This is a genomic window from Bacteroides sp. MSK.20.82 (assembly GCF_019052485.1).
GTDB lineage: Bacteria > Bacteroidota > Bacteroidia > Bacteroidales > Bacteroidaceae > Bacteroides > Bacteroides thetaiotaomicron.
This window is the reverse complement of record NZ_JAHQUN010000031.1, coordinates 25,942-48,731: the sequence shown is the minus strand read 5'-3', so window position 1 is coordinate 48,731 and position 22,790 is coordinate 25,942. Positions and strand designations below refer to the sequence as shown.

Sequence of the window (22,790 nt, the reverse complement as noted above, 5' to 3'; positions counted from 1 at the left end):
GATGAAATACTTCGTTCTCGCATCATTGCTTTGTCTTAGTGCATGCAGCGATGATAACGACAACAAAAATAATGAGACACCCCAGAATCTGGCAGAGCTAACCGTTGACGCCAGTGAAATCAGTATCGCACAGGGGGATACCAGAACCGTAAAAATTACGTCCGGTAATGGCGAATATGAGGTGACTTCGGCAAACGAAGAAGTGGTGACGGCAGAAGTCGATGGTGATATAGTGACACTGACAGCTGTAGAAGGACATAACAATGCTCAGGGTGTAGTATACGTGAAAGACAAGTACTACCAGCGCGCTAAGATTTTGGTTAACACGGCGGCAGAGTTTGATCTGAAGTTGAATAAGACGTTATTTACGCTTTATTCGCAGGTGGAAGGCGCCGATGAAGCTTTCGTTAAAATCTATACAGGAAACGGAGGTTATTCGCTCGAAGTGATAGATGAAAATAATTGTATCGAAGTCGATCAGTCTACACTTGAAGACTCGGAATCATTTACCGTGAAAGGTATCGCCCAGGGAAATGCCGAGGTCAAGATAACCGACCGGAAAGGAAAAGAAGCCTTTGTGAATCTGAATGTGATTGCTCCTAAACAGATTACGACCGACGCTGATGAAAAGGGTGTACTGATCAATGCTAATCAAGGTTCTCAGCAAGTAAAGATTTTGAGTGGTAACGGAGAGTATAAAATACTTGATGCCGGCGATACGAAAGTAGTCCGTCTCGAACTTTATGGTAACGTAGTGACAGTGACCGGAAGAAAAGCCGGCGAAACTTCCTTTACGCTGACTGACGCCAAGGGACAGGTATCGCAACCTATTCAGGTGAAGATTGCACCGGACAAACGTTGGTGTATGAATCTGGGAAGAGACTATGCCGTGTGGACGCATTTCGGAGAAATGACAGGCGAAGGAGTAGAAGCATTGAAAGCTGCGACCAACGATTTCAAATTGAAGAAGATGACCTGGGAGCTGACTTGCCGTATCGATAATACTTATTGGTTGCAGACCATTATGGGTAAAGAAGGTTACTTTATTCTCCGTGGCGGTGACGATGGTGAAAAAGGCAAAGAAGGCGGTAATCAGTGGAAAGTCATTGACCTGGTAGGTACAGGCGATAAATTACAACTGAGAACAGGGCATAATGCGATTAAGCTTGGCGAGTGGATGCATCTGGCTTTGGTGGTAGACTGTGACGTAGCACAAAGTAATCCGAGTGAAAAGTACAAGCTTTATATTAATGGCAGCAGAGTTGCCTGGGGAGAAATAAAGAGGAATGATCTCAATTTCTCAGAAATAGATCTTTGCACAGGAAATGACGGCGGAAAAATCTCCATTGGTAAGGCTAGTGATAATAATCGTTTCTTGGGCGGAGCTGTACTTGAAGCACGTATCTGGTCTGTATGCCGTACGGAAGCGCAACTGAAAGCCAACGCATGGGACTTTGTGGAAGAAAACCCGGACGGTTTGTTAGGACGCTGGGATTTCTCTGCCGGTGCACCGGTTGCTTACATTGAAGATGGTACTGACTCCGATCACGAGTTGTTGATGCATGTTTGTAAGTACGACAGCTTCAATGCTACAGAATTCCCAATGAGCAGATTTGAGGAAGCTCCCATAGTAGTACCTTTTAAGTAATCTCTAAATTCGAAGAAAAATGAAAGCAATATTCAAACTGTTTATATTGAACCTCTTGGCTTTGGCATTACTTCCGTCCTGTAGTGATGATGATCAGTCAAACTCAGAACAGAATGATCCCATCAGTGGAAATATTTCTCCGGTAGGTTCATTTGCGGTAGAAGCTACCAATAACGAGAATGAACTTCTGGTGAAATGGACCAATCCCAGTAATCGCGACGTGGATATGGTAGAACTCTCTTACAGGGACGTGGAAGCGAGCTTGTCTCGTGCTACCGACTTCTCGCCGGGACATATCATCATACAGGTAGAGCGTGATGTTACACAAGAATATCTCTTGAAAGTTCCTTATTTTGCTACTTACGAAGTTTCTGCCGTAGCTATCAGCAAAGCCGGCAAGCGATCGGTGCCCGAAAGCCGTATTATGATGCCTTATCATGAAAAGGTGGATGAGCCGGAACTGAAACTGCCGGAGATGCTGGACCGTGCACATTCTTACATGACTTCTGTCATTGGATATTATTTCGGCAAGAGTTCCAGGAGCTGCTGGCGTGGTAATTATCCATATGATGGAAAAGGTTATTGGGATGGTGATGCGTTGGTCTGGGGACAAGGCGGCGGTCTTTCGGCATTTGTCGCTATGCGTGATGCAACCAAAGAGAGCGAAGTGGAGAATATCTATGGCGCAATGGATGATATGATGTTCAAAGGAATACAGTATTTCTGTCAGCTGGATCGTGGAATCCTGGCTTATTCCTGCTACCCGGCTGCCGGTAACGAACGCTTTTACGATGATAACGTATGGATCGGGCTCGATATGGTCGACTGGTATACGGAAACGAAAGAGATGCGTTATCTGACACAGGCAAAGGTGGTATGGCGCTATCTGATCGATCACGGTTGGGATGAGACTTGCGGAGGAGGTGTACACTGGAGGGAGTTGAACGAACACACTACCAGCAAGCACTCTTGCTCTACCGGACCTACTGCTGTGATGGGCTGTAAGATGTATCTGGCAACTCAGGAACAGGAATATCTCGACTGGGCGATCAAATGTTACGACTATATGCTGGATGTATTGCAAGACAAGTCCGACCATTTATTCTATGACAATGTACGTCCGAATAAGGATGATCCCAATCTGCCGGGCGATCTTGAAAAGAACAAGTATTCTTACAATTCCGGACAGCCGTTGCAGGCAGCCTGTCTCTTATATAAGATTACCGGCGAACAGAAATATCTGGATGAAGCGTATGCGATTGCTGAAAGCTGTCATAAGAAATGGTTTATGCCCTATCGTTCCAAAGAGCTGAATCTTACTTTCAACATCCTTGCTCCGGGACACGCCTGGTTCAATACGATCATGTGTCGCGGATTCTTTGAACTTTATTCTATAGACAATGACCGTAAATATATCGATGACATTGAGAAGTCAATGATTCATGCGTGGAGCAGTAGCTGTCATCAGGGCAACAACTTGCTGAATGACGATGATCTGAGAGGGGGAACGACCAAGACCGGTTGGGAAATACTCCATCAGGGAGCATTGGTTGAATTGTATGCCCGGTTGGCAGTACTGGAACGTGAAAACCGATAGTTGAATGATTCCCGTTCAGGGAAAATAAGAACATAAAAAAGCCATCCCCGGAATAGACGAAGTAGGGATGGCTTTTTTTGTAGTGTGCTTACTATTGTTCGGCAGACTATGTTCCGTGAGTTTTTGGAAGGTTATTCCTTGACAGGCTCAGCCGGTTTGTCTTTGGATGCAGTGTCAGTAACGACTGTATCATTGACAATAGCGGTCGGTGCACTCAGTTCTGTCTTAACAGGTTCCTCGCTCTTGGTTACAGTATCTTTTACTACTGTATCATTAACGATAGCTGTTGCATTAACTTCTGCCAGGGCTGTCGCAGCTTCTGCAGAGTTCTGAGCCTTAACAAGGAATGAACCACCACAAACAAACATAAACATTGCTACTACTAATACTAATTTTTTCATAATCGTTTGCTTTAATGATTATTAAACATATATTTTCAATTCTCTCTTATGTGTTAAGGAATCGGTTGTTGCTTTATCTAACGGCTAATTAAAGATCAAAGTGCGTGCCAAAGACTGATGTACGCTATCAATGTATTGATTATAAGTGAGATATGTGAATGATGTACATTGTCTATTGTGTGGAAACGCATGGGGAATGTGTGGAAAATGGGGTGAGGAGTGTGGAATTATTCCACAATAGTCTGCTTTGTTACGTAAATAATAATAAGTAATGCAAGAATGGTTATGTTTCAATGAACCTATACTTAATGAGTAAAGAACTAAAGCATCTGAAAAACGAAAAGTAATGAACTAATTATCAGATTCCTGCAAAGTCTTTTATTCTCACCGCAATGAGAATAATTTCTCACTGCAATGAGAAAATTTTCTCAAAGGCATGAGAATTTTTTCTCATCGTGGTGAGAATTTTTTCTCAAAGGCATGAGAATACTTTGAGAATATAGTAAACTGTATTTGGCTGTGTATTAATATAATAATAGTTGTAGGCTTTCTGCTTTATACCAGTATTTGAGTAGCCTTAGAAACTATGTATTCGTAAAATGCATAGTTTTTGGTCTGTTTAGCTGGAATATCATGTTACTTGTTTGGAGCTGACTAAACTGGTGAATGATTACTCAATTTCGTCCGGCCAAAGACAAGGTTTACCCGTAGCTTTGACTGTAGGACGTTGGGCATCAACTTTTCTCAAATAGGTTCCTAATTCTTTAGAAAGCCGTTTCACAATATCCGGATGTTGTGCACTGAGATCATTACTTTCGCCTATATCATCGGGGATATTGAATAGTTCTTTTTTACCTGTACCATAGTAATAGATTAATTTCCAGTCACCCTTGCGTACGGCACAGTTAAAGTTGATTCCCGGACCGTCGTTACCCCAGTTGTTGGGCATATTCCAGAAGAGGCTGCGTCCTTTGGAAGGATTCCTGGTCTGTTTCAGTAAAGGCATGAAGCTGATGCCGTCGATAGGCTGAACTGTCTTGTATTTTTTGATGCCCGCCATTTCGAGGATAGTAGGATAGAAGTCTTCTATCAGCAGGTAATCATTGCATTTGCTGCCAGGGGCTACGACACCGGGCCAGCTGACGATCATCGGTTCACGGATGCCGCCTTCATAGGTGGAGCCTTTACCACTGTTGAGAGGATGATTCTGGGTGTGCAGTTTGCCGTCACGCCAATACGATTCGGCGGCAAGTCCTCCGTTGTCGCTCATGAAGATAATAATAGTGTTGTCGGCTTCTCCGCTTTTTTCCAGCCAGTCCATCAGATCGCCCAGACTCTTGTCCATGCCTTCGATCAGTGTGGCGTATGCGGCTTCATGGTCGGTCATGCCTTTTTTCTTGTATTTGTCGTAGAAACGTTTGTCCTTGTCCAAGGGGACGTGGATGGCGTATTGGGACATATACAGGTAGAAAGGCTGGTTGTACTTCTTAGCTTTGTTCAGAGCTTTGATGGCTTCCAGAGTTAATGCTTCGGTGACGAAGGTCTCCGTACCCCAGTACTTTTCAAGTCCGGGAACGGCCATGAGTGATATTGGCTTTCCGTCTTTGTTGTGACCGTAATTCTCTTCTCCCAGATAGCTGGCGAGTCCTCCGGCAGCATGTCCGGCTATGTTTACTTCGAAGCCCCAGTGGTGCGGGTCTTCTCCCGGAGTGTCTATGGCACCGAAATGTGCTTTTCCGCAATGAATCGTATGATAGCCGCTGTCTTTCAGTAGTTGTACGAAGGAGGTTCCTACGAATGTGTTGTTGGTGCCGGGCACTTGGCTTACTCCGTTGTAGTTCCAGTCCGGCACATCCAGTACTTTATCCTTGCGGTCTGTCTTTGTGTTCTTTTGCAGCGTCCAGTTGGTTACCCGGTGGCGTGCCGCGTTCGTTCCGGTGATGAGGCTGCATCGGGTGGGGGAACTGATACTGCTGGCATACGCTTGTGTGAACATCATGCCTTGTTTGGCAAGTCGTTCCATGTTGGGTGTTTCGTACAGCTTATTGTAATCTGTCTTTTGTGTCCAGAAGGGGAGTGAAGTGTCTTGCCATCCCATGTCGTCTACCATGAAAAGGATGATGTTGGGGCGTTTGTCCACACGCTGTGTCTGGGCAGACTTCTGTGTTTGCAGGCCGGTGGCAGCCAGTGGCACGAGTGCGAGGGGGAAAAGTATTTTTTTGTTCATGGATTAATTATTTAGTGTTATTTCATTATTTCAATTCTGCCGGCCTTTTTGATCGGTATGCTCCGTAATTCCTGTTTCCCGTGGGAGTCTGCCCATATTCTTAATGTACCGGTGCAGTGGACATCCAATATCAGCTTCTCGGTAGTACGTTTGAGTATCTGCACGGTAGCAGGCGAAAGGTATTTTTCTTGTATGCCGATCACTGCCCAGCCTTTACGGATGGGGCAAAGATGGAACAGACTATCTATAAATCCGGATAACTTTATTTTTCTTTCAGATGCATTCAATACTTCGGCGCTCTGTTTTTCCCAGTTGAATGCGAGAATGTTGTCGGAAGAAGAATCTGCGGATTTGCCGGTGCTTTCCCGTAACAGGTAATCTTCCTGTTTGACGAAACTTTCTACTTCCCGATAAGCGGGAGAAGTATTCAGATTGTAGCAAATGACTGAGAGCGCTTCGTCTCCTGTAGGGGCAAATACGCGGTAGGCTTTACCGCTTTGCAGGGGATTGGTCAGTATGGATTCCGGAGTCGGGATGGCGGGAGCCGCCGGACGGAATATCTTTCCGGTTTCATCAATCAGGGGGCGGATATTATCGGCAATAAATTCGCTTGGAGAGTCGGACAGGTAAACAGGTCCGCCGGAGATCGCTTTCGAACGTGCCATCAGACTGCCGCAAACGGTATCGCAGGAATGAAACATATCGTGGTCGGGCCAGACGGTCTGCCCCAGTATGAGTGTATTGGTATATGACTGGAACAGATGTGATTTAGCCATATTCTCGTCATATTTCTTATAGTCGATGCTGGCACGGGTTACGCTGCTGTACAAGGTATGGTCAATGTTCAGCACATTTTGTGCCATGCAGTTCATCAGTCCCATTTGCATTCGATGTGTCTGATGTTCCAGGGCAAGGTTGCAGTCTTTAGCCTGTCGGATAACCTGCGTTCCGCCCATATAGAGCGGGAGGGTGAAGGATTGATTGTCTATCTTCAAGAAGTCAAATCCATACTCCTTCATGGTACGGACATAATATTCGTACCATGTTTCTATCTTTTCTGTACTGGTGCCGGGCAGTAAACTGCCGTTGTAGGAGTGTAGAACTTGCCGGATTTCCGGCGGAAAGTCATTCTCGGCAGAGATTCCCATCCAATAGCCGGAAAGGCTGTACCATAGCCCTATCCATCGGATTTTATCTGCTTGTTTGCGCTTCATGATGCGGCTCCATCCGTTCGGAAAACGTTTTTTGTCGGGGACGAGACTGGTCAGTTGCCGGTTCTTGTTCGCTATGTGTCCGTCGTCAATTAATACGTAACGTACCGGTATGCCGGATGCTTCGATGGCATCGATATCGTTCAGTATTTTCGTTTCATCAATGTCATAATGATAATGTTCCCAAGTACACCATCCCAGATAGTCAAAGGCATTGAAATACTCTTTGTCCGCTCTTTTGCGGAGGGCAGATACGGCTTTCTTTGCGATTAACGAATCGTAGGCGTCACTGAATACATGGTAGACGGATGAAGATTTCCGGAAAATCAGGAGGGGGAGTCGGCCGGTCAGTGCATCTTCTCCTAGTGTGGAGACATACAACGTGAGCGTGCCGTCCTGATTAACCTGAAACCAGCTGAGGCTGTTGCTACCCGCAATGGCTTTGGCGAACAGATATTCTCCGTCTGCGAGTTCGAGGAGCAGTGCATCGCCCGATGCGGACGGCAGGGCATTGGAAGGAATGCCTGCATAATCGCTCCGTGTGAGGTCTTCGAGACGGTTGAACATCCAGGGGAGCAACCGATTGGTGTTATTCGGCCATTGATAGTCGCCGGGGCGGGAATCACGGCTGAAGAATATACCACGAACATACAAAGGAAGTGCAACTTTATACGAAAGAGTGCTTTGGTGTTCCGGCACTTGTTGTTCGCATAAGATGGGGGTGGATGGAGTATGGGTGTTCAGGTCGATGATTTCTTCCATCCGATAAGCTGCAACATCTTTGTATGTCTTCCCTTTATGGTAGATAAACGGGTTCTGTGCAGACAGCGATACTTCCGCAAAGATGCCCGTCAATAGCCATAAACAGATGTGGATTATTCTTTTCATACCTCTTGTGTTATTTTACGGAATAGGCGCTGAAGTTGATAATATCCGGCAGTGCGACAGATTCGGATACGGTCAGTCTTAATGCTGTGGCTTCTACCGGTTCAAACTTTTCGATCCGTTTGTGCCCTACAGATTCTCCTTTGCAGACTGTTTGCCATTTGCCGTTCACTTTGGCTTCTATCTGATATTGCCGGATGCGTTCTCCGTTTTTGATGTTTTCCTGGATGATGCAGTAATTGACAGACTGCTCCTTTCCAAGTTTCAGTGTCAGGCTTTTCTTTTGTCCCGAAATGCGGGCTATCGGGGAGGAGAACCGCCGATTGATTTCATCTCCCATTTCTTTCAGGCGCTGTGCGTCTCCGGCGGGGATTAATCCGGTCGGGTCAGGAGTTAATCCGAGAATGAGGGTGGCGTTTCTTCCTACTGACTTTTCATATTTGTCCATCAGCGTGTTTAGCGGATAGATGTTGTTCTCGTCATCCGGTTCCCAGAACCATTCGTGGCGGCCGTTTGCTCCCCGTAGCGGAGTGTCTGCCATTGCCGGTACCCAGTATTTGCCGTTCTTATCACCGTGTTTTAACAGTTCGAGCTGGTCGATACTGCTTTCAATGCGTTTATGGTGTGAGCAGGGGACGGGAAAGGTAGACCAGCAGGGATATTCCACTGTACCTGTCTCCGAACCTCCCCAACGGAAGTCGGCACGGTCGATGTTATGATAGAAAAGGCAGTTTGGCTGATACTTGTTGACAATCGGTTCCACGTCGGGGCCATCGGCACGGGGATCATCGGCTCCGCCGTCAAACCATATCATATATAAATCTCCGTAGCGGGTGCAGAGTTCTGTTACCATTTTCTCGCACAGGCGCTTGTACCATGCCTGGCGGTTGCGGGCGAACGCTCCTTCTCCTTCGGCCTTGAAGTTATGGATGCCCAGCAGGGAGTTCCATCGGATACCGATATAGATGCCCGGTTGCAGACCATATTTGCGGCAGGAGTTGACGAAGTCGCGGACAATGTCTCCTTTCCCGTCTCTCCATTTCACGGCTTTCAGGCAATAAGGGTTGACGTCGCTTTGCCAGAGTCCGAAACCTGTTTCGTGGGTAGCAGTCAGTACGGCAAATTTGCATCCGGCAGCTTTGGCGGCTTGTATCCATTGGTCAGTGTTCAGTTCGGTCGGGTTGAAGATGTTGTAATCTTCGATGGGATTGATACGGTTGTTGCCTTGTCCGTAGCGGATGCCGTCAAACACGTGCAGGTCATAATGGAAGACAGCTTCCATTTCTGCCTCATGCCATTTGAGTTGATGGGGCTTGGGGACGGGGATAGCCTGTTGTTGTGCGAAGCTGCAAACTGAGTATAGGATAAAAAGAGAGAGATAGCAAAGTTTCTTCATGGTGTTTATTTAGTTACGGTTTCGAGATAATGGGCAAATGAATCGTTGGTATGGAGTAGCCATGCCTTGAGTTGTTTGTTGAATTGCCGGACCAGACGGGGGGATTGTCCGGCAATATTATCCATTTGATATGGGTCTTTGGTTCGGTCGTAAAGAACTGTTTCGTCTATTTTTCCATTGGTTGCGTGGACTGCGAATGTGTGGGTTGACGTACGTAACCCGCGGTATCCGGTGGCATGATTGTCAAACTGTACATAATAATAAGGCTGTACCACTTCTTTTTTACTCTTGCCCAGAATATGGCGGGATAAGTCGAAAGTCTGTACCGTTTCGGGTATTTCCTTTTGGAATCCCATCAGGGAAAGGAGGGAAGGATATAAGTCGGCGAAGGCGATCATTAAATGGTCATCTTTGCGTGGCTTTATCTTTGCCGGCCATGAAATAATCATGGGGATGCGCATGGATTCTTCGTAGAAGATATCCTTTCCGGCATTGTTGTGAGCTCCCATGCAGATGCCATGATCGGAAGTAAATACAACGATGGTATTCTCAAAAAGTCCGTTGCTTTTGAGGGTTTCGATGATACGTCCTACCTGTTCGTCTACTCCTGTGATACAGGCGTAATAATTGCGTATGTTATTTCTGAAATAGTTTCCCATTTCGGTGCCTTTGGCAGGTATGTCGGGGCGGTGGGCGCAGAGGGCTTCCACGTCTATGTCCTTATACATGGCTTTGTATTTGTCGGGAACCAGTTCGTAACCGGTATGCGGAGGATTCATCGATACGACCAGTGCGAAAGGCTGTTTATTCTCTTTTTGTGTCTGGATGTATTCGATGGCTTTATCCGCTTCATAAGCAGGGCCCCATTGGTTGACGTAGTAGAAACTGTCACGTGGGGCAGTCGTGTCCCAATACATCGGTCTCAGATGATAATCGTATGTCCCGTAGGCTGTCCAGTATTCAAATCCGTGACGGCGTTCGGGCGGACACCATTCGTTCCACGCTACTTTGCCGCGATTGTTGTAAGTGTCTACATAAGGTTTGTAAGGAGAATCCAGATGCCATTTTCCTATGTATCCCGTACGGTAGTTCATGTCTTTTAGTACATCACTCCAACAGCGGGCCTCCTGTGGAAGCTCCACTCCGTAAGGCGCTGTTTGTGAATTGCAGTTGCCTGTTACTTTATTATGCAGGGGGTACATGCCCGTCATCAGCATGGCACGGGCGGGTGATGAAACAGGATAACTGCTGACTGCATTAGTGAATAAGACTCCTTCGGAAGCCAGATGATCCAGGCAAGGAGTCTTTACAGGTTCTTTGCCCAAACAACCTAGTGCGTCCCCCCGATACTGGTCTGCCATGATGAATACAAGATTCGGAGACGTCTGGGCGGTAAGCGGAAGAACCGGAACGACGAGTGTAGCTCCGATGAACCATTTATGATAATATGTAGTCTTTGGTATGCGTATTATCATAAAAATTTCTCCTTTGTGTCTGACAGGTTAAGATAAACTAAGGTCATTGTATATTATTTAAAAGGTGTACATCAGGTTGTTGTATGGCTGCAAATGTACGCAAACAATGTGGTTCCGAATATGCCTGTTTCTTTCATTCAACATACATGTTTAATTCATAAGTCCATTTCTTTATTCGTTTTTTTGTATGTTCTGACTTAATTTCGTTTATTTGCCCTAAATTATCTAATAGAATGAAGCACTTAAATCTAATCCTGATTATCCTGATTCTGAGTTGTTGCCCGCTGCATCCTGCCTATGCTTTTTTTGATAAAGATATTCGGCTGCTGACAATGAGGGATGGATTGGCGGATAACACGATTCCTTGCATCTATAAGGATGAAGACGGATTTATGTGGTTTGGGACGGATGACGGATTAAGCCGTTATGACGGAAAAACGATTCAGAATTTCAAGCCTGCGGATACGTATGCTTCGGTTGCTGCCATTGTGCGACTGTCAGATGACTTTTTAGGAATTGTATCCGATGGATACCTCTATTATTTCAACCGCAAGCAGGAAACTTTTCTTCCGATACATACTGAATCAGATACTGCCATAGGTGTATTTAATGTCCTGCCCGCCGACAATTCTTCTTTTTGGGGAATATCGGGAAACAGACTGATACTCTGTCAATGGGAGATACGGCAAGGCAAGGAAGAAGAAAAAACGGCTGTTCGGGTACGCATACAAAAGACCTTTCAGTTATTGGAAGAAAAAGGAGAAGTCTTTTCTTCTCTGTGCTATCATGAAAAAGCCGGGAACGGAATATGGCTGACAACTAACCGGGGCAATCTGATCCTGTTTCATCCGGATACTCCGGAGGCGTATCAGAAGATACCGCTGACAGACGGAAAACCATTACAAGTCACTTCCATCTTGAACAGAGACGGAGTTGTCTGGATTTCTACCATCGCCAAAGGCATTGTCCGTTATCACACGAAGTCGGGGCATATGGACCGGATTTCGTACGGCGGGACAGGAAAAGAGAATCTCCTTTCTCATACAGATGTTTATCAGACTATATTTATCGGCAATAACCGCTATCTGGCAGTGACATGGGGTGGCTATACACTGTTGATGCCGGATGAAAAGCAGCCGGAAGAACTGACGTCGGAGATATATAACAATACACATACACAGATTTACCGAAACCTCGAAACACGTATGATTTCTGCCTGTTACGATCCTAATGGCCTTCTTTGGATTGGTACTAACGGTGGAGGAGTGATGTATTCTGATTTGAGGTCACAGTTTTATGACCGTTACTATCAGGACAGGCATAACGAAATATGTGATATCCTCATGGATGATAGTCATCGGTTATGGTTGGCGACCTATCACAAAGGAATCATGCGAAGTGACATACCGTACGCAAAAGGGAAAAAACTTAGTTTCTCTAAAGTCGATACAGGTAGCGGGAAATCGGAAGAAACGATGTTGTGTGCCTTGAAAGATGTAGACGGCAATCTGTGGTTTGGAAATATAAATGGTACGTTGACTGTTTATCATGTCCGGACCGGTCGTTTCGTGACCCATTCGCTGTTGGTGGACGGTGTTGCCAACAGGGCTTCGGTGTGGGCTTTGTATATGGATGATAAGAACAGGCTCTATGTAGGTACGGGAGACGGGCTTTTATTGTATAACCGTCAGACAGGTGTATGCGCCAAATTATCAGCAGCACACTATTTAAATGAGAAAAGACAACCTTTCATCCGTGCGATTGCTCAGACAAAAGATGGAACGATATGGCTGGGGACCAGCAATATGGGAGTTTGCAGAGTGGTTGAATCCGCTTCCGGAGGTATCTCCGTAGAAAATGGATATGAGCGGAAGATGAATATGGAATATCGTTCGGTACGTTCGCTGCTGGCATCCTCGGATGGGAATTTATATATAGGTTATACGGACGGCTTTGCCATCCTGTCTCCACAACAAAACAGGATCAGTGCCCGTTATACCACGAATGACGGACTGTGCAGTAACTTCATCGGCTGCATAGCGGAAGACAGTGAAGGGCATATCTGGTTGGGAAGCAACTCCGGCATATCGCGGTATGGTCGTCGGCAGCATCTCTTTTACAATTACTACATAGCAGGTAGTAACCGCTCTGCCGTATTCAGTGACAAGACTTTGTTCTTCGGAAATAATCAGAGCCTGACTTATTTCAATCCGGAGGATATAAATGCCTATCCGACCAACGGACGGGTGTTGATAACCGGTTTGGAAGTGGATAACCATCCTGTCGGGACCGGAGAAAAGATTAATAATCAGATCATCCTCAATCGGGTCATCTCTTTTACGGATCACATTGTACTGGATAATGATAACAAAGATTTCTCCTTGACTTTCAATAACCTGTCCTACTCGGACGAACAACAAAAATATAATTACCGGCTTTTGCCTTATCAGGGGAATTGGCTGATTTCTGATGAGGGAGAGAAAGCCTCGTATACCAACCTCCCAGCCGGTGAGTATGTATTTGAAGTGAAGAATATACATCCGAACGGTCAGACAGGGGCGGTGACTTCTCTGAAGATCGTAATTCTTCCTCATTGGAGTCAGACTTTTGCTTTCCGGCTTTTCGTTTCCCTGTTATTGTTGGGAGGAGTGGCTTATGGAGTACGGTTGATCAGAATACGGCAGAAACGGATGGAACACGAAATGCAGATGAAACATGAACTGTTGACGGTCAGTATGGAGCGTGAGAAAGAACGTCAGATACGTGTGGAACGCGAGAACTTTTTCACGGGCGTTGCCCACGAACTGCGTACTCCGCTGACTTTGATCCTTGCCCCGTTACAGGAATTGATGAAACAGTGCAATCCATTGGAAGACTTTTATAAGAAATTGCAGGTCATGTATAAGAATGCGGCCTCACTGCATACCTTGGTCGATCAGTTGCTTTATGTACAAAAGATAGGGGCCGGGATGGTCAGACTTCAGTTATCCGAGATTGATTTGGTGCAGCTGGTCTGCAATGTGTCGGAACCGTTCCGGCAGATGGCCGAAATCAAAGGCTTGCAATTTGATGTTGATTTGCCCGAAGGGAAGTTCCTGTATTGGGTAGATGAGGGAAAGATCGCTTCGGCCGTGCAAAATCTTCTTTCAAATGCGTTTAAGTATACCCCATCGGGAGGTCGTGTCCTGCTTTCCGTCTCTCATCTGATGAAAAGTGGGCAGGGTTATTGCCGGATCACCGTTTCGGATACAGGCGCAGGGATTCCGGAATGGTTGCAGAAATATGCTTTTGAATCGTTCGTAACGGGAGATAATGTACCTGAGATGTCAACGAAGGCAGGAATTGGACTGCATATTGTGAAGAACACGATGGACTTGCATCATGGCTTGGTAACGCTGAAGAGTGTGCCGGACGAAGGAAGTACCTTTGCCCTTTATATTCCCGAAGGCAAAGCGCATTTTGCAAAAGATTCTTATGAACTTATTGACAGCCGTCAGGAAAAGACAAAGCAAAATGAAGAATTGAAACCGGAATCGTTTCTTTCGATAACGGAAAACAAAACACGGGAAACAGCGGCTAAAAAAAGTCTGCTGATTATCGAAGATAATGAGGATGTCCGCGAATATATTCGGAGCTTATTCATTTCCAGATATGTAGTCAGTGAAGCCTGCAATGGTGAGGAAGGGGTGCGGATAGCCAAAGAACAGTTGCCCGATCTTATTATCTCGGATGTAATGATGCCCGTAAAGGACGGCTTTACTTGTTGCAGGGAAATTCGTATGCAGCAGGAAACCGCGCATATTCCTATCTTGATACTGACTGCCAGAGCAGAAGATGCTGACATCCTGCAAGGCTGTAATAGCGGAGCGGATGATTATATGATGAAACCCTTTAATCCGGAGATATTAAAGACCAAAGTGGATAACCTGATTTTGCAGCGTGAGCGATTGAAGCGGATTTATACGAAAGCCCTGATGCTGAAACAGGAATCGGAAGAGGGGGAGAAAGAAGATGCCTTCTTGCAACAACTGATTCATATCATAGAAGCTAACCTTTCCAATGCGGACTTTAATGTAAAAATGTTGGCGGAGCAACTGAATATGAGTCAGCCTACCTTGTACCGGAAGGTGAAACAGCGCAGTGATTTGTCTGTTATAGATATGATTCGCAGTATACGTATAAGCAAGGCGGCGACATTGATTCTGGAGAATCGCTATTCTATTCAGGAAATTTCGGAAATGGTTGGTTATTCCGATACCCGTACTTTGCGCAAGCACTTCATGGAGCAGTTCGGCGTATCTCCTTCTAAATATATGGGTAGTACTGATCGATAACCTACAAGTCGATATTATATAGTTTCAGCTTATTATATAATGTCTTCCGGTCGATATTCAGTAATTGTGCCGCTTTGCTCTTGTTATTTCCGGTTTGGCGCAATGCCTCCAGAATGTGTTCTTTCTCTGTTTCTTCGTTGCGTAGCGCCATGCTTGCGGAACAAACGGTACTTGTTTCCAGTAATTCGGTCCCTAATTCAAGAAGAGTGATGAAACTTCCTTGTGCCAGTAAAGTCGCTCTTTTTACGATATTCTTCATTTGGCGTAAGTTGCCCGGCCAGTGATAATTGAGTAAGGCTTGTGAGGCTTTCGAGTCAAAACCGATCAGATGCTTGTCCAGTTCCTTGTTTGCCTGATCGAGGAAGAAGTTGGCAAACAACAGGATATCCTCTTTCCGTTCTTTCAGGTCGGGCATCCGCAGGGTAAATTCATTGATGCGATGGAAAAGGTCTTCACGGAAAGTACCTTTCTCGATAGCCTGTTCCAGATTCTCGTTGGTGGCGGATACCAGACGGATATCAACCGATACCTCTTGCGTGGAACCGACCGGACGAATCTTTCTCTCTTGCAAGGCACGGAGAAGTTGTATCTGTACCTCGTAACTGAGATTTCCTATTTCATCCAGGAAGATAGTGCCTCCATTGGCGGCAACGAACGCTCCGGTCTTGTCCGTCAGTGCTCCTGTAAAAGAGCCCTTCACATGGCCGAAAAACTCGGATGCAGCTAATTCTTTGGGGATCGAACCACAGTCTACCGCGATAAACGGCTTGTCATTCCGTTTGCTCAGTTGATGGATGCGGTGCGCCACATACTCTTTTCCCGTTCCGCTGGAACCGTTGATCAGTACGGACATATTGGTAGGAGCTACCAGACCTACATAATTATAGAGTTGCTTGGCGGCATCACTTTCTCCTTCCAGATAAGCATGATGGGTTTCGGTGGCGTTTCCGGACGAAATGGAAGAACCTTTCTTTGCAGAAGTTTTGGCTGCGGTATGCGTAGTCGGCGCTTCTTTCGCTTGCAAAGCTTCCGACATCTTTTTAAGTAGTTCCTCCGGATTCACCGGTTTGGCAACATAGTCGCGTGCTCCCAGTTTCATCGCTTGTACTGCCGATTGGATATCGGCATAACCGGTCATGATGATCAAAGGAATATCAATTCCTTTTTCGTTCATCCATTTCAGAAGATCGATTCCGTCGTGATCCGGCAGGCGTAAATCGGACAGGATTAAGTCTGCCCCTTGTCCTTCAATGTGCTTCTGGGCACGGGCAATGTTACTGACTGACGACACCTCAAACCCTTTTTTACTTAGCCAGGTTTTCAGCATCATTCCGAAAGTGATATCGTCTTCTATTATCAATATGGATTTCATCATACTCTCTTTTGCCTCTTTTAATGCTACAAAGGTAAGAGGATTTGGGCGAAAGTAGTATATTTGCAAACTTAAATTAAATAAAAGTGTTATGAAAAAGATTGCATACTTACTATTAACCATATCGTTTTGCGGACTTACGGCCTGCAAAACCGGAACAAAAAAAGGAGGAAATATGGACAACGAAACGTTGGTAAAGATTGAAACAACCTTGGGAAACATCAAGGTTAAGTTGTATAATGAGACGCCGAAACATCGTGATAATTTCATTAAGCTGGCAGAAGACGGCGTTTATGAAGGAACGCTGTTCCACCGTGTTATCAAAGACTTTATGATTCAGGCAGGTGACCCGGATTCAAAGAATGCACCGAAAGGAAAGATGCTGGGTGCAGGAGATGTGGGTTACACCCTTCCGGCCGAATTTGTTTATCCGAAGTATTTTCACAAAAAAGGCGCTTTGTCTGCTGCCCGTCAGGGAGACAATGTAAATCCGAAGAAAGAATCATCCGGTTGCCAGTTCTACATTGTGACAGGCAAGGTGTACAACGACTCTACATTGCTGGGCATGGAAAGCCAGATGAATGAGAATAAGATCAATGTTATTTTCAATACGTTGGCTCAGAAGCACATGAAAGAAATCTATAAGATGCGGAAGGAAAACGATGAAAACGGTTTGTATGAATTGCAGGAGAAGCTTTTTGCAGAGGCGGAAGCGGAAGCTGCCAAGCAACCGGAATTTCACTTTACGCCGGAACAGATCGAAGCTTATACGACTGTAGGAGGTACTCCTCATCTGGACGGTGAGTATACGGTTTTCGGTGAAGTAATCGAAGGCATGGACATCGTGGATAAGATTCAGCAGGTGAAAACCGATCGTAGCGACCGCCCCGAAGAGGACGTGAAGATTGTAAAAGTAGAAGTACTGGATTAAGTAGAATGAAGATTAACAGGCATATTTTGGACAATGGGTTACGTCTGGTACATTCGCAGGACGAAAGTACGCAGATGGTAGCTCTTAATGTATTATATAATGTGGGAGCCCGCGACGAACATCCCGAGCATACAGGCTTTGCTCATTTGTTCGAACACCTGATGTTCGGAGGTTCGGTGAACATCCCCGATTATGATATGCCGCTGCAACTGGCAGGCGGCGAGAATAATGCCTGGACCAATAATGACATAACCAATTACTACCTCACTGTACCCCGGCAGAATGTAGAGACCGGCTTTTGGCTGGAATCCGACCGTATGCTGAGCCTTGATTTCAGTGAACGGAGTCTGGAAGTACAGCGTGGAGTAGTAATGGAAGAATTCAAGCAGCGTTGCCTGAACCAGCCTTACGGAGACGTCGGTCATCTTTTGCGTCCTCTGGCATATCGGGCGCATACTTATCAGTGGCCTACCATCGGAAAAGATTTGTCGCACATAGCCAATGCGACGCTGGAAGAGGTGAAAGCATTCTTCTTCCGTTTTTATGCGCCGAACAATGCAGTGCTCGCCGTAACGGGAAATATCTCTTTTGAAGAAGCAGTCGCATTGACGGAAAAATGGTTCGGTCCCATCCCTCGCAGGGAGGTTCCTCAACGGAATCTGCCGCAGGAACCGGAGCAGACAGAAGAACGACGGTTGACAGTAGAGCGTAACGTACCCCTTGATTCACTATTCATGGCGTATCATATGTGCAGTCATGATCATCCGGATTATTACGCTTTTGATATATTGTCGGATTTGTTGAGCAACGGACGTTCCAGTCGTCTGAATCAACGCCTGGTACAGCAAAAACAACTGTTTTCGAGTATCGACGCTTATATTTCCGGTAGTGTGGATGCCGGATTGTTCCATATCTCGGGCAAACCCGCGGCAGGTGTTTCGCTGGAACAGGCGGAAGCGGCCGTACGTGAAGAACTGGAACGTTTGCAGCAAGAACCTGTTGACGAACAGGAACTGGAAAAAGTGAAGAATAAATTCGAATCGACGCAGATATTCGGCAATATCAATTATTTGAATGTCGCTACCAATCTTGCTTGGTTTGAACTGTTGGGCAGGGCGGAAGATATGGAAAAGGAGGTAGAGCGTTATCGCGCTGTTACTGCCGGACAATTGCAAAAGGTAGCTCAGTCTGCTTTCAGGAAGGAGAATGGAGTGATACTTTATTATAAGAAACAAATATCCTGACTTCTCCTTACCGGCGGGATATTTATTGGAGGCAACGGCAGGATGCGGAGTTGCCGGAATATGCGATTAACTACGGAAAAATAAATGAGAAATATCTATAGTATATATAAGGAGCATTACAAAGCACTGATTTCTCTCGGATTGCCCATTGTAATCGGGCAAATAGGAGTTATTGTGCTGGGGTTTGCCGATACGTTGATGATCGGTCATCATAGTACGATAGAACTGGGTGCTGCTTCCTTCGTCAATAATGTATTCAATCTGGTGATTATTTTCAGTACAGGCTTCTCGTACGGGCTGACTCCTATCGTGGGAGGTTTGTATGGAACTCATCAGTATGCTTCGGCGGGGCAGGCGTTGCGTAACAGCCTGCTGGCAAATTTGTTGGTGGCATTCTTGCTTACCATCGGTATGACTGTCCTTTATTTTAATGTGGGAAATCTGGGACAGCCGGAAGAACTTATTCCCCTGATAAAACCTTATTATCTGGTTCTGCTGGCTTCGCTCGTCTTTGTGATGCTGTTCAATGGCTTCAAGCAGTTTACGGATGGAATTACGGATACTAAGACCGCTATGTGGATATTGCTCGGCGGAAATGTGCTGAATATTATCGGCAATTATATCCTGATATACGGAAAGCTGGGCTTGCCGGAAATGGGCTTGCTGGGAGCAGGTATCAGTACGCTGTTCTCGCGTATCATGATGGTAGTCGTATTTATCATAGTCTTTATGCGGAGTCCGCGTTTTCTTCGTTTTAAGCTCGGCTTCTATCGTCTGGGATGGTCGAAGGCTATATTCGGACGATTGAATTCGCTGGGTTGGCCGATTGCTTTTCAGATGGGAATGGAGACAGCTTCGTTCAGTCTGAGTGCGGTGATGATTGGCTGGCTGGGTACCATTGCGCTGGCTTCTCATCAGGTCATGCTGGCTATTTCTCAGTTTACGTTTATGATGTATTACGGGATGGGAGCAGCTGTGGCTGTCCGTGTGAGTAACTTTAACGGGCAGGGCGATATACTCAATGTACGTCGTTCGGCTTATGCCGGTTTTCATTTGATGATGGCGTTGGGTGTTGTGCTTTCTTCCATCGTATTCCTCTGCCGCAATTATCTGGGAGGTTGGTTTACCGATAGTACCGAAGTGGCGGCTATGGTAACTTCGCTTATCCTTCCGTTCCTTGTATATCAGTTTGGAGATGGATTGCAGATAACCTTTGCCAATGCCTTGCGTGGAATCTCAGATGTAAAACTGATGATGCTGATTGCCTTCATTGCTTATTTCCTTATTTCGCTTCCGGTCGGCTATTTTTGCGGATTCGTGTTGGAGTGGGGGATCATAGGTGTCTGGATGGCATTTCCTTTTGGGTTGACCAGTGCCGGTCTGATGTTATGGTGGCGTTTCCATCACAAGACGAAACTACCGCCTTCCATTCAAAATTCATAATTTAAAATCTTAATTGCCTATGGCTTCCTTTCGCTCCACCAAACTGAAAATAACCATCGGCTATATATTGCTGCTGGCGATTCTTCTTTTTTCTCTGGTGTTTGTGCATCAGGAGATGGAGACGCTGTCGGCTGCGGACGATCAGCAGAATCTGCGGACAGACAGTCTGCTGAGTCTTCTCCATGAGAAAGATCAGAATACCCTTCAGATGCTGCGGGTGCTGAGCGAGGCGAATGATAGCTTGCTTTCCGCCTCGGAGATTGAAGAAATCATATCAGAACAGCAGGACTCGGTGATTACTCAGCAACGGGTACAACACCGGGTTATTACCAAACGCGATTCTCTGATCACTACCCCGAAGAAGAAAGGCTTCTTCAAACGATTGGGGGAAGTGTTCGCGCCTTCTAAGAAAGATACTGCCGTGCTGGTCAATACTTCTCTGGAAATTGCCACCGATACGATATTGGAACCTGTCAAGTCGGCGGACTCCCTTCAGCATAAGATTCGCATGGCTACCGAAGAGAAACGGTTGCAGCGGAGGCGAACGATCCGGCGTACCAGTACGAGGTATCAGCGGATGAATACACAGCTGACCGCAAGAATGGATAGTCTGATAAAAGGATACGAGGAGGAAATGTCTGCGCGTGCCCGTCAAGATGCGGAACTTCAGCAAGAGGTGCGGATGCGTTCGGCTAATATCATTGCCGGAATTGCCATTGGTGCCGTATTCTTATCCGCCTTTTTCCTGATCTTAATTATGCGGGATATTACTCGTAGCAACCGTTATCGGCGTCAGCTCGAAGAAGCGAATAAGCGGGCGGAAGACTTGCTTGTTGCCCGTGAGAAACTGATGCTTGCCATTACCCATGACTTTAAGGCGCCATTAGGCTCGATAATGGGATATACGGAACTCTTGTCCCGCCTGACCGAAGATGAACGGCAGCGATTCTATCTGGACAACATGAAAAGTTCTTCAGAGCATTTACTGAAGTTAGTAAGCGATTTGCTTGATTTCCACCGTCTTGACCTCAATAAAGCGGAAGTGAACCGGATTGTTTTTAATCCTGCTCAGCTGTTTGAAGAAATCCGTGTTTGCTTTGAACCTCTGACGGCGGCTAAAGGCTTGGTCTTGCAATGTCATATCGCTCCGGAATTGTCGGAGAAATATATCAGTGATCCTTTACGTATTCAGCAGATAGTGAATAATCTCTTGTCCAATGCGGTGAAATTCACTCAGCAGGGCAAGATCACATTAACTGTTGGTTATAACGCTTCGAAGCTGACAATAGCGGTTGCGGATACCGGCAAAGGGATGGCATCGGAAGATCGGGAACGCATCTTCCAGGAATTTACCCGCCTCCCCGGTGCGCAGGGAGAAGAAGGATTCGGACTGGGATTGTCCATTGTGCATAAGCTGGTTCTTCTGCTTGAAGGTACGATCGATGTACAAAGCACGTTAGGAAAAGGAAGTTGCTTTACTGTCGTGTTGCCACTCTTTCCGGTGGGCAAGTCAATAGTGGAAAATAAACCTTTCGGGAGCAGAATTAAGAAACCATCGAAAGATACGGATGTTTCTCCGGAAGAGACAGATGCCGTACCGGCCATGAAGGTGATCCGTGTGCTTCTGATTGATGATGATAAGATTCAGCTGAACCTGACTGCTGCCATGCTGAAACAGCACAACATCGATGCTGTTTGCTGCGAGCAGTTGGAAGAACTGATAGAGCAACTGCGCTCTTCGACGTTTGATGTACTGCTGACCGATATACAGATGCCTGCTATCAACGGTTTTGATCTGGTCAAATTATTGCGTGCCTCTAACATTCCGCAAGCCCGCAATATTCCTGTTATTGCTGTCACGGCACGTAGCGAAATGGATGAGAAGGCTTTGCATGAACATGGCTTTGCCGGATGCCTGCACAAACCTTTTACGGTGAAAGAATTGCTGGTAACTCTGAATGAAGGACAAATGTCAGCTGATGAGGCGCATATAACACATGATATGCAATTGATTGCAGATGCGCTGCCTGAAGATACTTTATTCAACTTTTCTGCACTGACTGCCTTCTCGGAAGATGATCCGGAAGCGGCGTGTTCTATTATCCGGACTTTTATCGAAGAGACCGGCAAGAATGCCGACCGGATGCAACAGGCATTAACTGACAGGGAGGTGGATGGAATAGCCGCTATGGCTCATAAACTCCTTCCGCTTTTCACCTTGATCGGAGCTTCTGAGTCTGTTGCTTCATTAAGATGGCTGGAGTCTTGCCGGGGGGAAGAATTCTCCGAAGAAATAGAAAAGACTACGTTGGAGACTTTGGAGGCGGTGCGTAAAGTTGTTCGTGCTGCTGAGGAGTATAGTTTCGGTTTACATTAAATCTCTCTCGGCAGCTCCTTTGGAACAGCCTATATAGTGCCATGCTTGTGCCACCCTGTTGGCACAGTTGTGCCAAAGGCATGTCACAGTCGTGCCACTGCGGTGGCACAAGCGTGCCAACGTAGTGGCACGGGCATAAGCTCGTAGCATAGTGAGAAGGTGCTGCCTTGACAAATATCTCACCTTCCGAATGAACGGAATGAACGGGATGAAATTGCGCTAAATGCAACCATAACCTCCGGCTTTTTC

At 46.1% G+C, this 22,790-nt stretch carries 14 protein-coding genes; 7 read left to right on the top strand and 7 right to left on the bottom strand.

What is annotated here, in order from left to right:
• Window position 1: 1 nt before the first annotated feature.
• Window positions 2–1,648, top strand: coding sequence for a LamG-like jellyroll fold domain-containing protein (locus KTR07_RS19800; protein WP_008766941.1), 1,647 nt, complete (start codon window positions 2–4; stop codon window positions 1,646–1,648).
• 19 nt (window positions 1,649–1,667) lie between these two features.
• The gene (locus tag KTR07_RS19795) at window positions 1,668–3,245 is read left to right on the top strand and encodes a glycoside hydrolase family 76 protein (RefSeq protein WP_008766940.1); all 1,578 of its coding nucleotides are present in this window, start codon (window positions 1,668–1,670) and stop codon (window positions 3,243–3,245) included.
• Window positions 3,246–3,376: 131 nt separating this feature from the next.
• Here KTR07_RS19795 and KTR07_RS19790 read toward each other — a convergent pair whose 3' ends face one another.
• From KTR07_RS19790 to KTR07_RS19770, 5 genes are all read right to left on the bottom strand, one after another.
• A complete protein-coding gene (locus KTR07_RS19790; RefSeq protein ID WP_008762730.1) occupies window positions 3,377–3,646 on the bottom strand; it encodes a hypothetical protein in 270 nt (89 codons plus the stop codon).
• Between the two features lie 670 nt (window positions 3,647–4,316).
• Window positions 4,317–5,873, bottom strand: a complete 1,557-nt coding sequence (locus tag KTR07_RS19785; RefSeq protein ID WP_117981088.1) for a sulfatase — start codon at window positions 5,871–5,873, stop codon at window positions 4,317–4,319.
• A 17-nt stretch (window positions 5,874–5,890) separates the two neighbouring features.
• On the bottom strand, window positions 5,891–7,972 hold the full coding sequence (locus KTR07_RS19780; RefSeq protein WP_117981087.1) for a Sip1-related alpha-galactosidase: 2,082 nt from the start codon (window positions 7,970–7,972) through the stop codon (window positions 5,891–5,893).
• Window positions 7,973–7,982: 10 nt separating this feature from the next.
• Complete coding sequence (locus tag KTR07_RS19775; protein WP_217315482.1) at window positions 7,983–9,365, bottom strand: alpha-L-fucosidase; 1,383 nt, start codon at window positions 9,363–9,365, stop codon at window positions 7,983–7,985.
• A gap of 5 nt (window positions 9,366–9,370) precedes the next feature.
• Entirely contained in the window at window positions 9,371–10,840 is a 1,470-nt protein-coding gene (locus KTR07_RS19770; protein ID WP_080979867.1) for a sulfatase, read from the bottom strand.
• Between the two features lie 233 nt (window positions 10,841–11,073).
• Here KTR07_RS19770 and KTR07_RS19765 point away from each other — a divergent pair, with 233 nt between their 5' ends.
• Window positions 11,074–15,174, top strand: coding sequence for a two-component regulator propeller domain-containing protein (locus KTR07_RS19765; RefSeq protein ID WP_181981918.1), 4,101 nt, complete (start codon window positions 11,074–11,076; stop codon window positions 15,172–15,174).
• A 1-nt stretch (window position 15,175) separates the two neighbouring features.
• On the opposite strand, the gene KTR07_RS19760 is transcribed toward KTR07_RS19765, so the two are convergent.
• Window positions 15,176–16,549, bottom strand: coding sequence for a sigma-54 dependent transcriptional regulator (locus KTR07_RS19760; RefSeq protein ID WP_008762735.1), 1,374 nt, complete (start codon window positions 16,547–16,549; stop codon window positions 15,176–15,178).
• An 88-nt stretch (window positions 16,550–16,637) separates the two neighbouring features.
• Between KTR07_RS19760 and KTR07_RS19755 the strand changes: the two genes are divergently transcribed.
• The 4 genes from KTR07_RS19755 to KTR07_RS19740 all read left to right on the top strand — a co-directional run bounded on the left by KTR07_RS19755 (window position 16,638) and on the right by KTR07_RS19740 (window position 22,541).
• Entirely contained in the window at window positions 16,638–17,477 is an 840-nt protein-coding gene (locus KTR07_RS19755) for a peptidylprolyl isomerase (RefSeq protein ID WP_072066777.1), read from the top strand.
• A 5-nt stretch (window positions 17,478–17,482) separates the two neighbouring features.
• Entirely contained in the window at window positions 17,483–18,721 is a 1,239-nt protein-coding gene (locus KTR07_RS19750; protein ID WP_008766931.1) for a pitrilysin family protein, read from the top strand.
• Window positions 18,722–18,805: 84 nt separating this feature from the next.
• Window positions 18,806–20,164, top strand: a complete 1,359-nt coding sequence (locus KTR07_RS19745) for an MATE family efflux transporter (RefSeq protein WP_008762738.1) — start codon at window positions 18,806–18,808, stop codon at window positions 20,162–20,164.
• A 19-nt stretch (window positions 20,165–20,183) separates the two neighbouring features.
• Window positions 20,184–22,541, top strand: coding sequence for an ATP-binding protein (locus tag KTR07_RS19740; RefSeq protein WP_070750723.1), 2,358 nt, complete (start codon window positions 20,184–20,186; stop codon window positions 22,539–22,541).
• On the opposite strand, the gene KTR07_RS19735 is transcribed toward KTR07_RS19740, so the two are convergent.
• Window positions 22,533–22,691 carry a hypothetical protein gene (locus KTR07_RS19735; protein WP_155727930.1) on the bottom strand — a complete coding sequence of 53 codons (159 nt, stop codon included), beginning with the start codon at window positions 22,689–22,691 and terminating at the stop codon, window positions 22,533–22,535. The two genes, KTR07_RS19740 and KTR07_RS19735, sit on opposite strands and share 9 nt — an antisense overlap.
• Between the last annotated feature and the right edge of the window lie 99 nt (window positions 22,692–22,790).

Bases quoted from the DNA above. Each gene is read 5' to 3' on its own strand.
- KTR07_RS19775 (WP_217315482.1), bottom strand. From the start codon at position 9,365: ATGAAGAAACTTTGCTATCTCTCTCTTTTTATCCTATACTCAGTTTGC.
- KTR07_RS19745 (WP_008762738.1), top strand. From the start codon at position 18,806: ATGAGAAATATCTATAGTATATATAAGGAGCATTACAAAGCACTGATT.
- KTR07_RS19780 (WP_117981087.1), bottom strand. From the start codon at position 7,972: ATGAAAAGAATAATCCACATCTGTTTATGGCTATTGACGGGCATCTTT.
- KTR07_RS19760 (WP_008762735.1), bottom strand. From the start codon at position 16,549: ATGATGAAATCCATATTGATAATAGAAGACGATATCACTTTCGGAATG.
- KTR07_RS19770 (WP_080979867.1), bottom strand. From the start codon at position 10,840: ATGATAATACGCATACCAAAGACTACATATTATCATAAATGGTTCATC.
- KTR07_RS19790 (WP_008762730.1), bottom strand. From the start codon at position 3,646: ATGAAAAAATTAGTATTAGTAGTAGCAATGTTTATGTTTGTTTGTGGT.
- KTR07_RS19800 (WP_008766941.1), top strand. From the start codon at position 2: ATGAAATACTTCGTTCTCGCATCATTGCTTTGTCTTAGTGCATGCAGC.
- KTR07_RS19735 (WP_155727930.1), bottom strand. From the start codon at position 22,691: ATGCTACGAGCTTATGCCCGTGCCACTACGTTGGCACGCTTGTGCCAC.
- KTR07_RS19785 (WP_117981088.1), bottom strand. From the start codon at position 5,873: ATGAACAAAAAAATACTTTTCCCCCTCGCACTCGTGCCACTGGCTGCC.
- KTR07_RS19750 (WP_008766931.1), top strand. From the start codon at position 17,483: ATGAAGATTAACAGGCATATTTTGGACAATGGGTTACGTCTGGTACAT.
- KTR07_RS19740 (WP_070750723.1), top strand. From the start codon at position 20,184: ATGGCTTCCTTTCGCTCCACCAAACTGAAAATAACCATCGGCTATATA.
- KTR07_RS19795 (WP_008766940.1), top strand. From the start codon at position 1,668: ATGAAAGCAATATTCAAACTGTTTATATTGAACCTCTTGGCTTTGGCA.
- KTR07_RS19755 (WP_072066777.1), top strand. From the start codon at position 16,638: ATGAAAAAGATTGCATACTTACTATTAACCATATCGTTTTGCGGACTT.
- KTR07_RS19765 (WP_181981918.1), top strand. From the start codon at position 11,074: ATGAAGCACTTAAATCTAATCCTGATTATCCTGATTCTGAGTTGTTGC.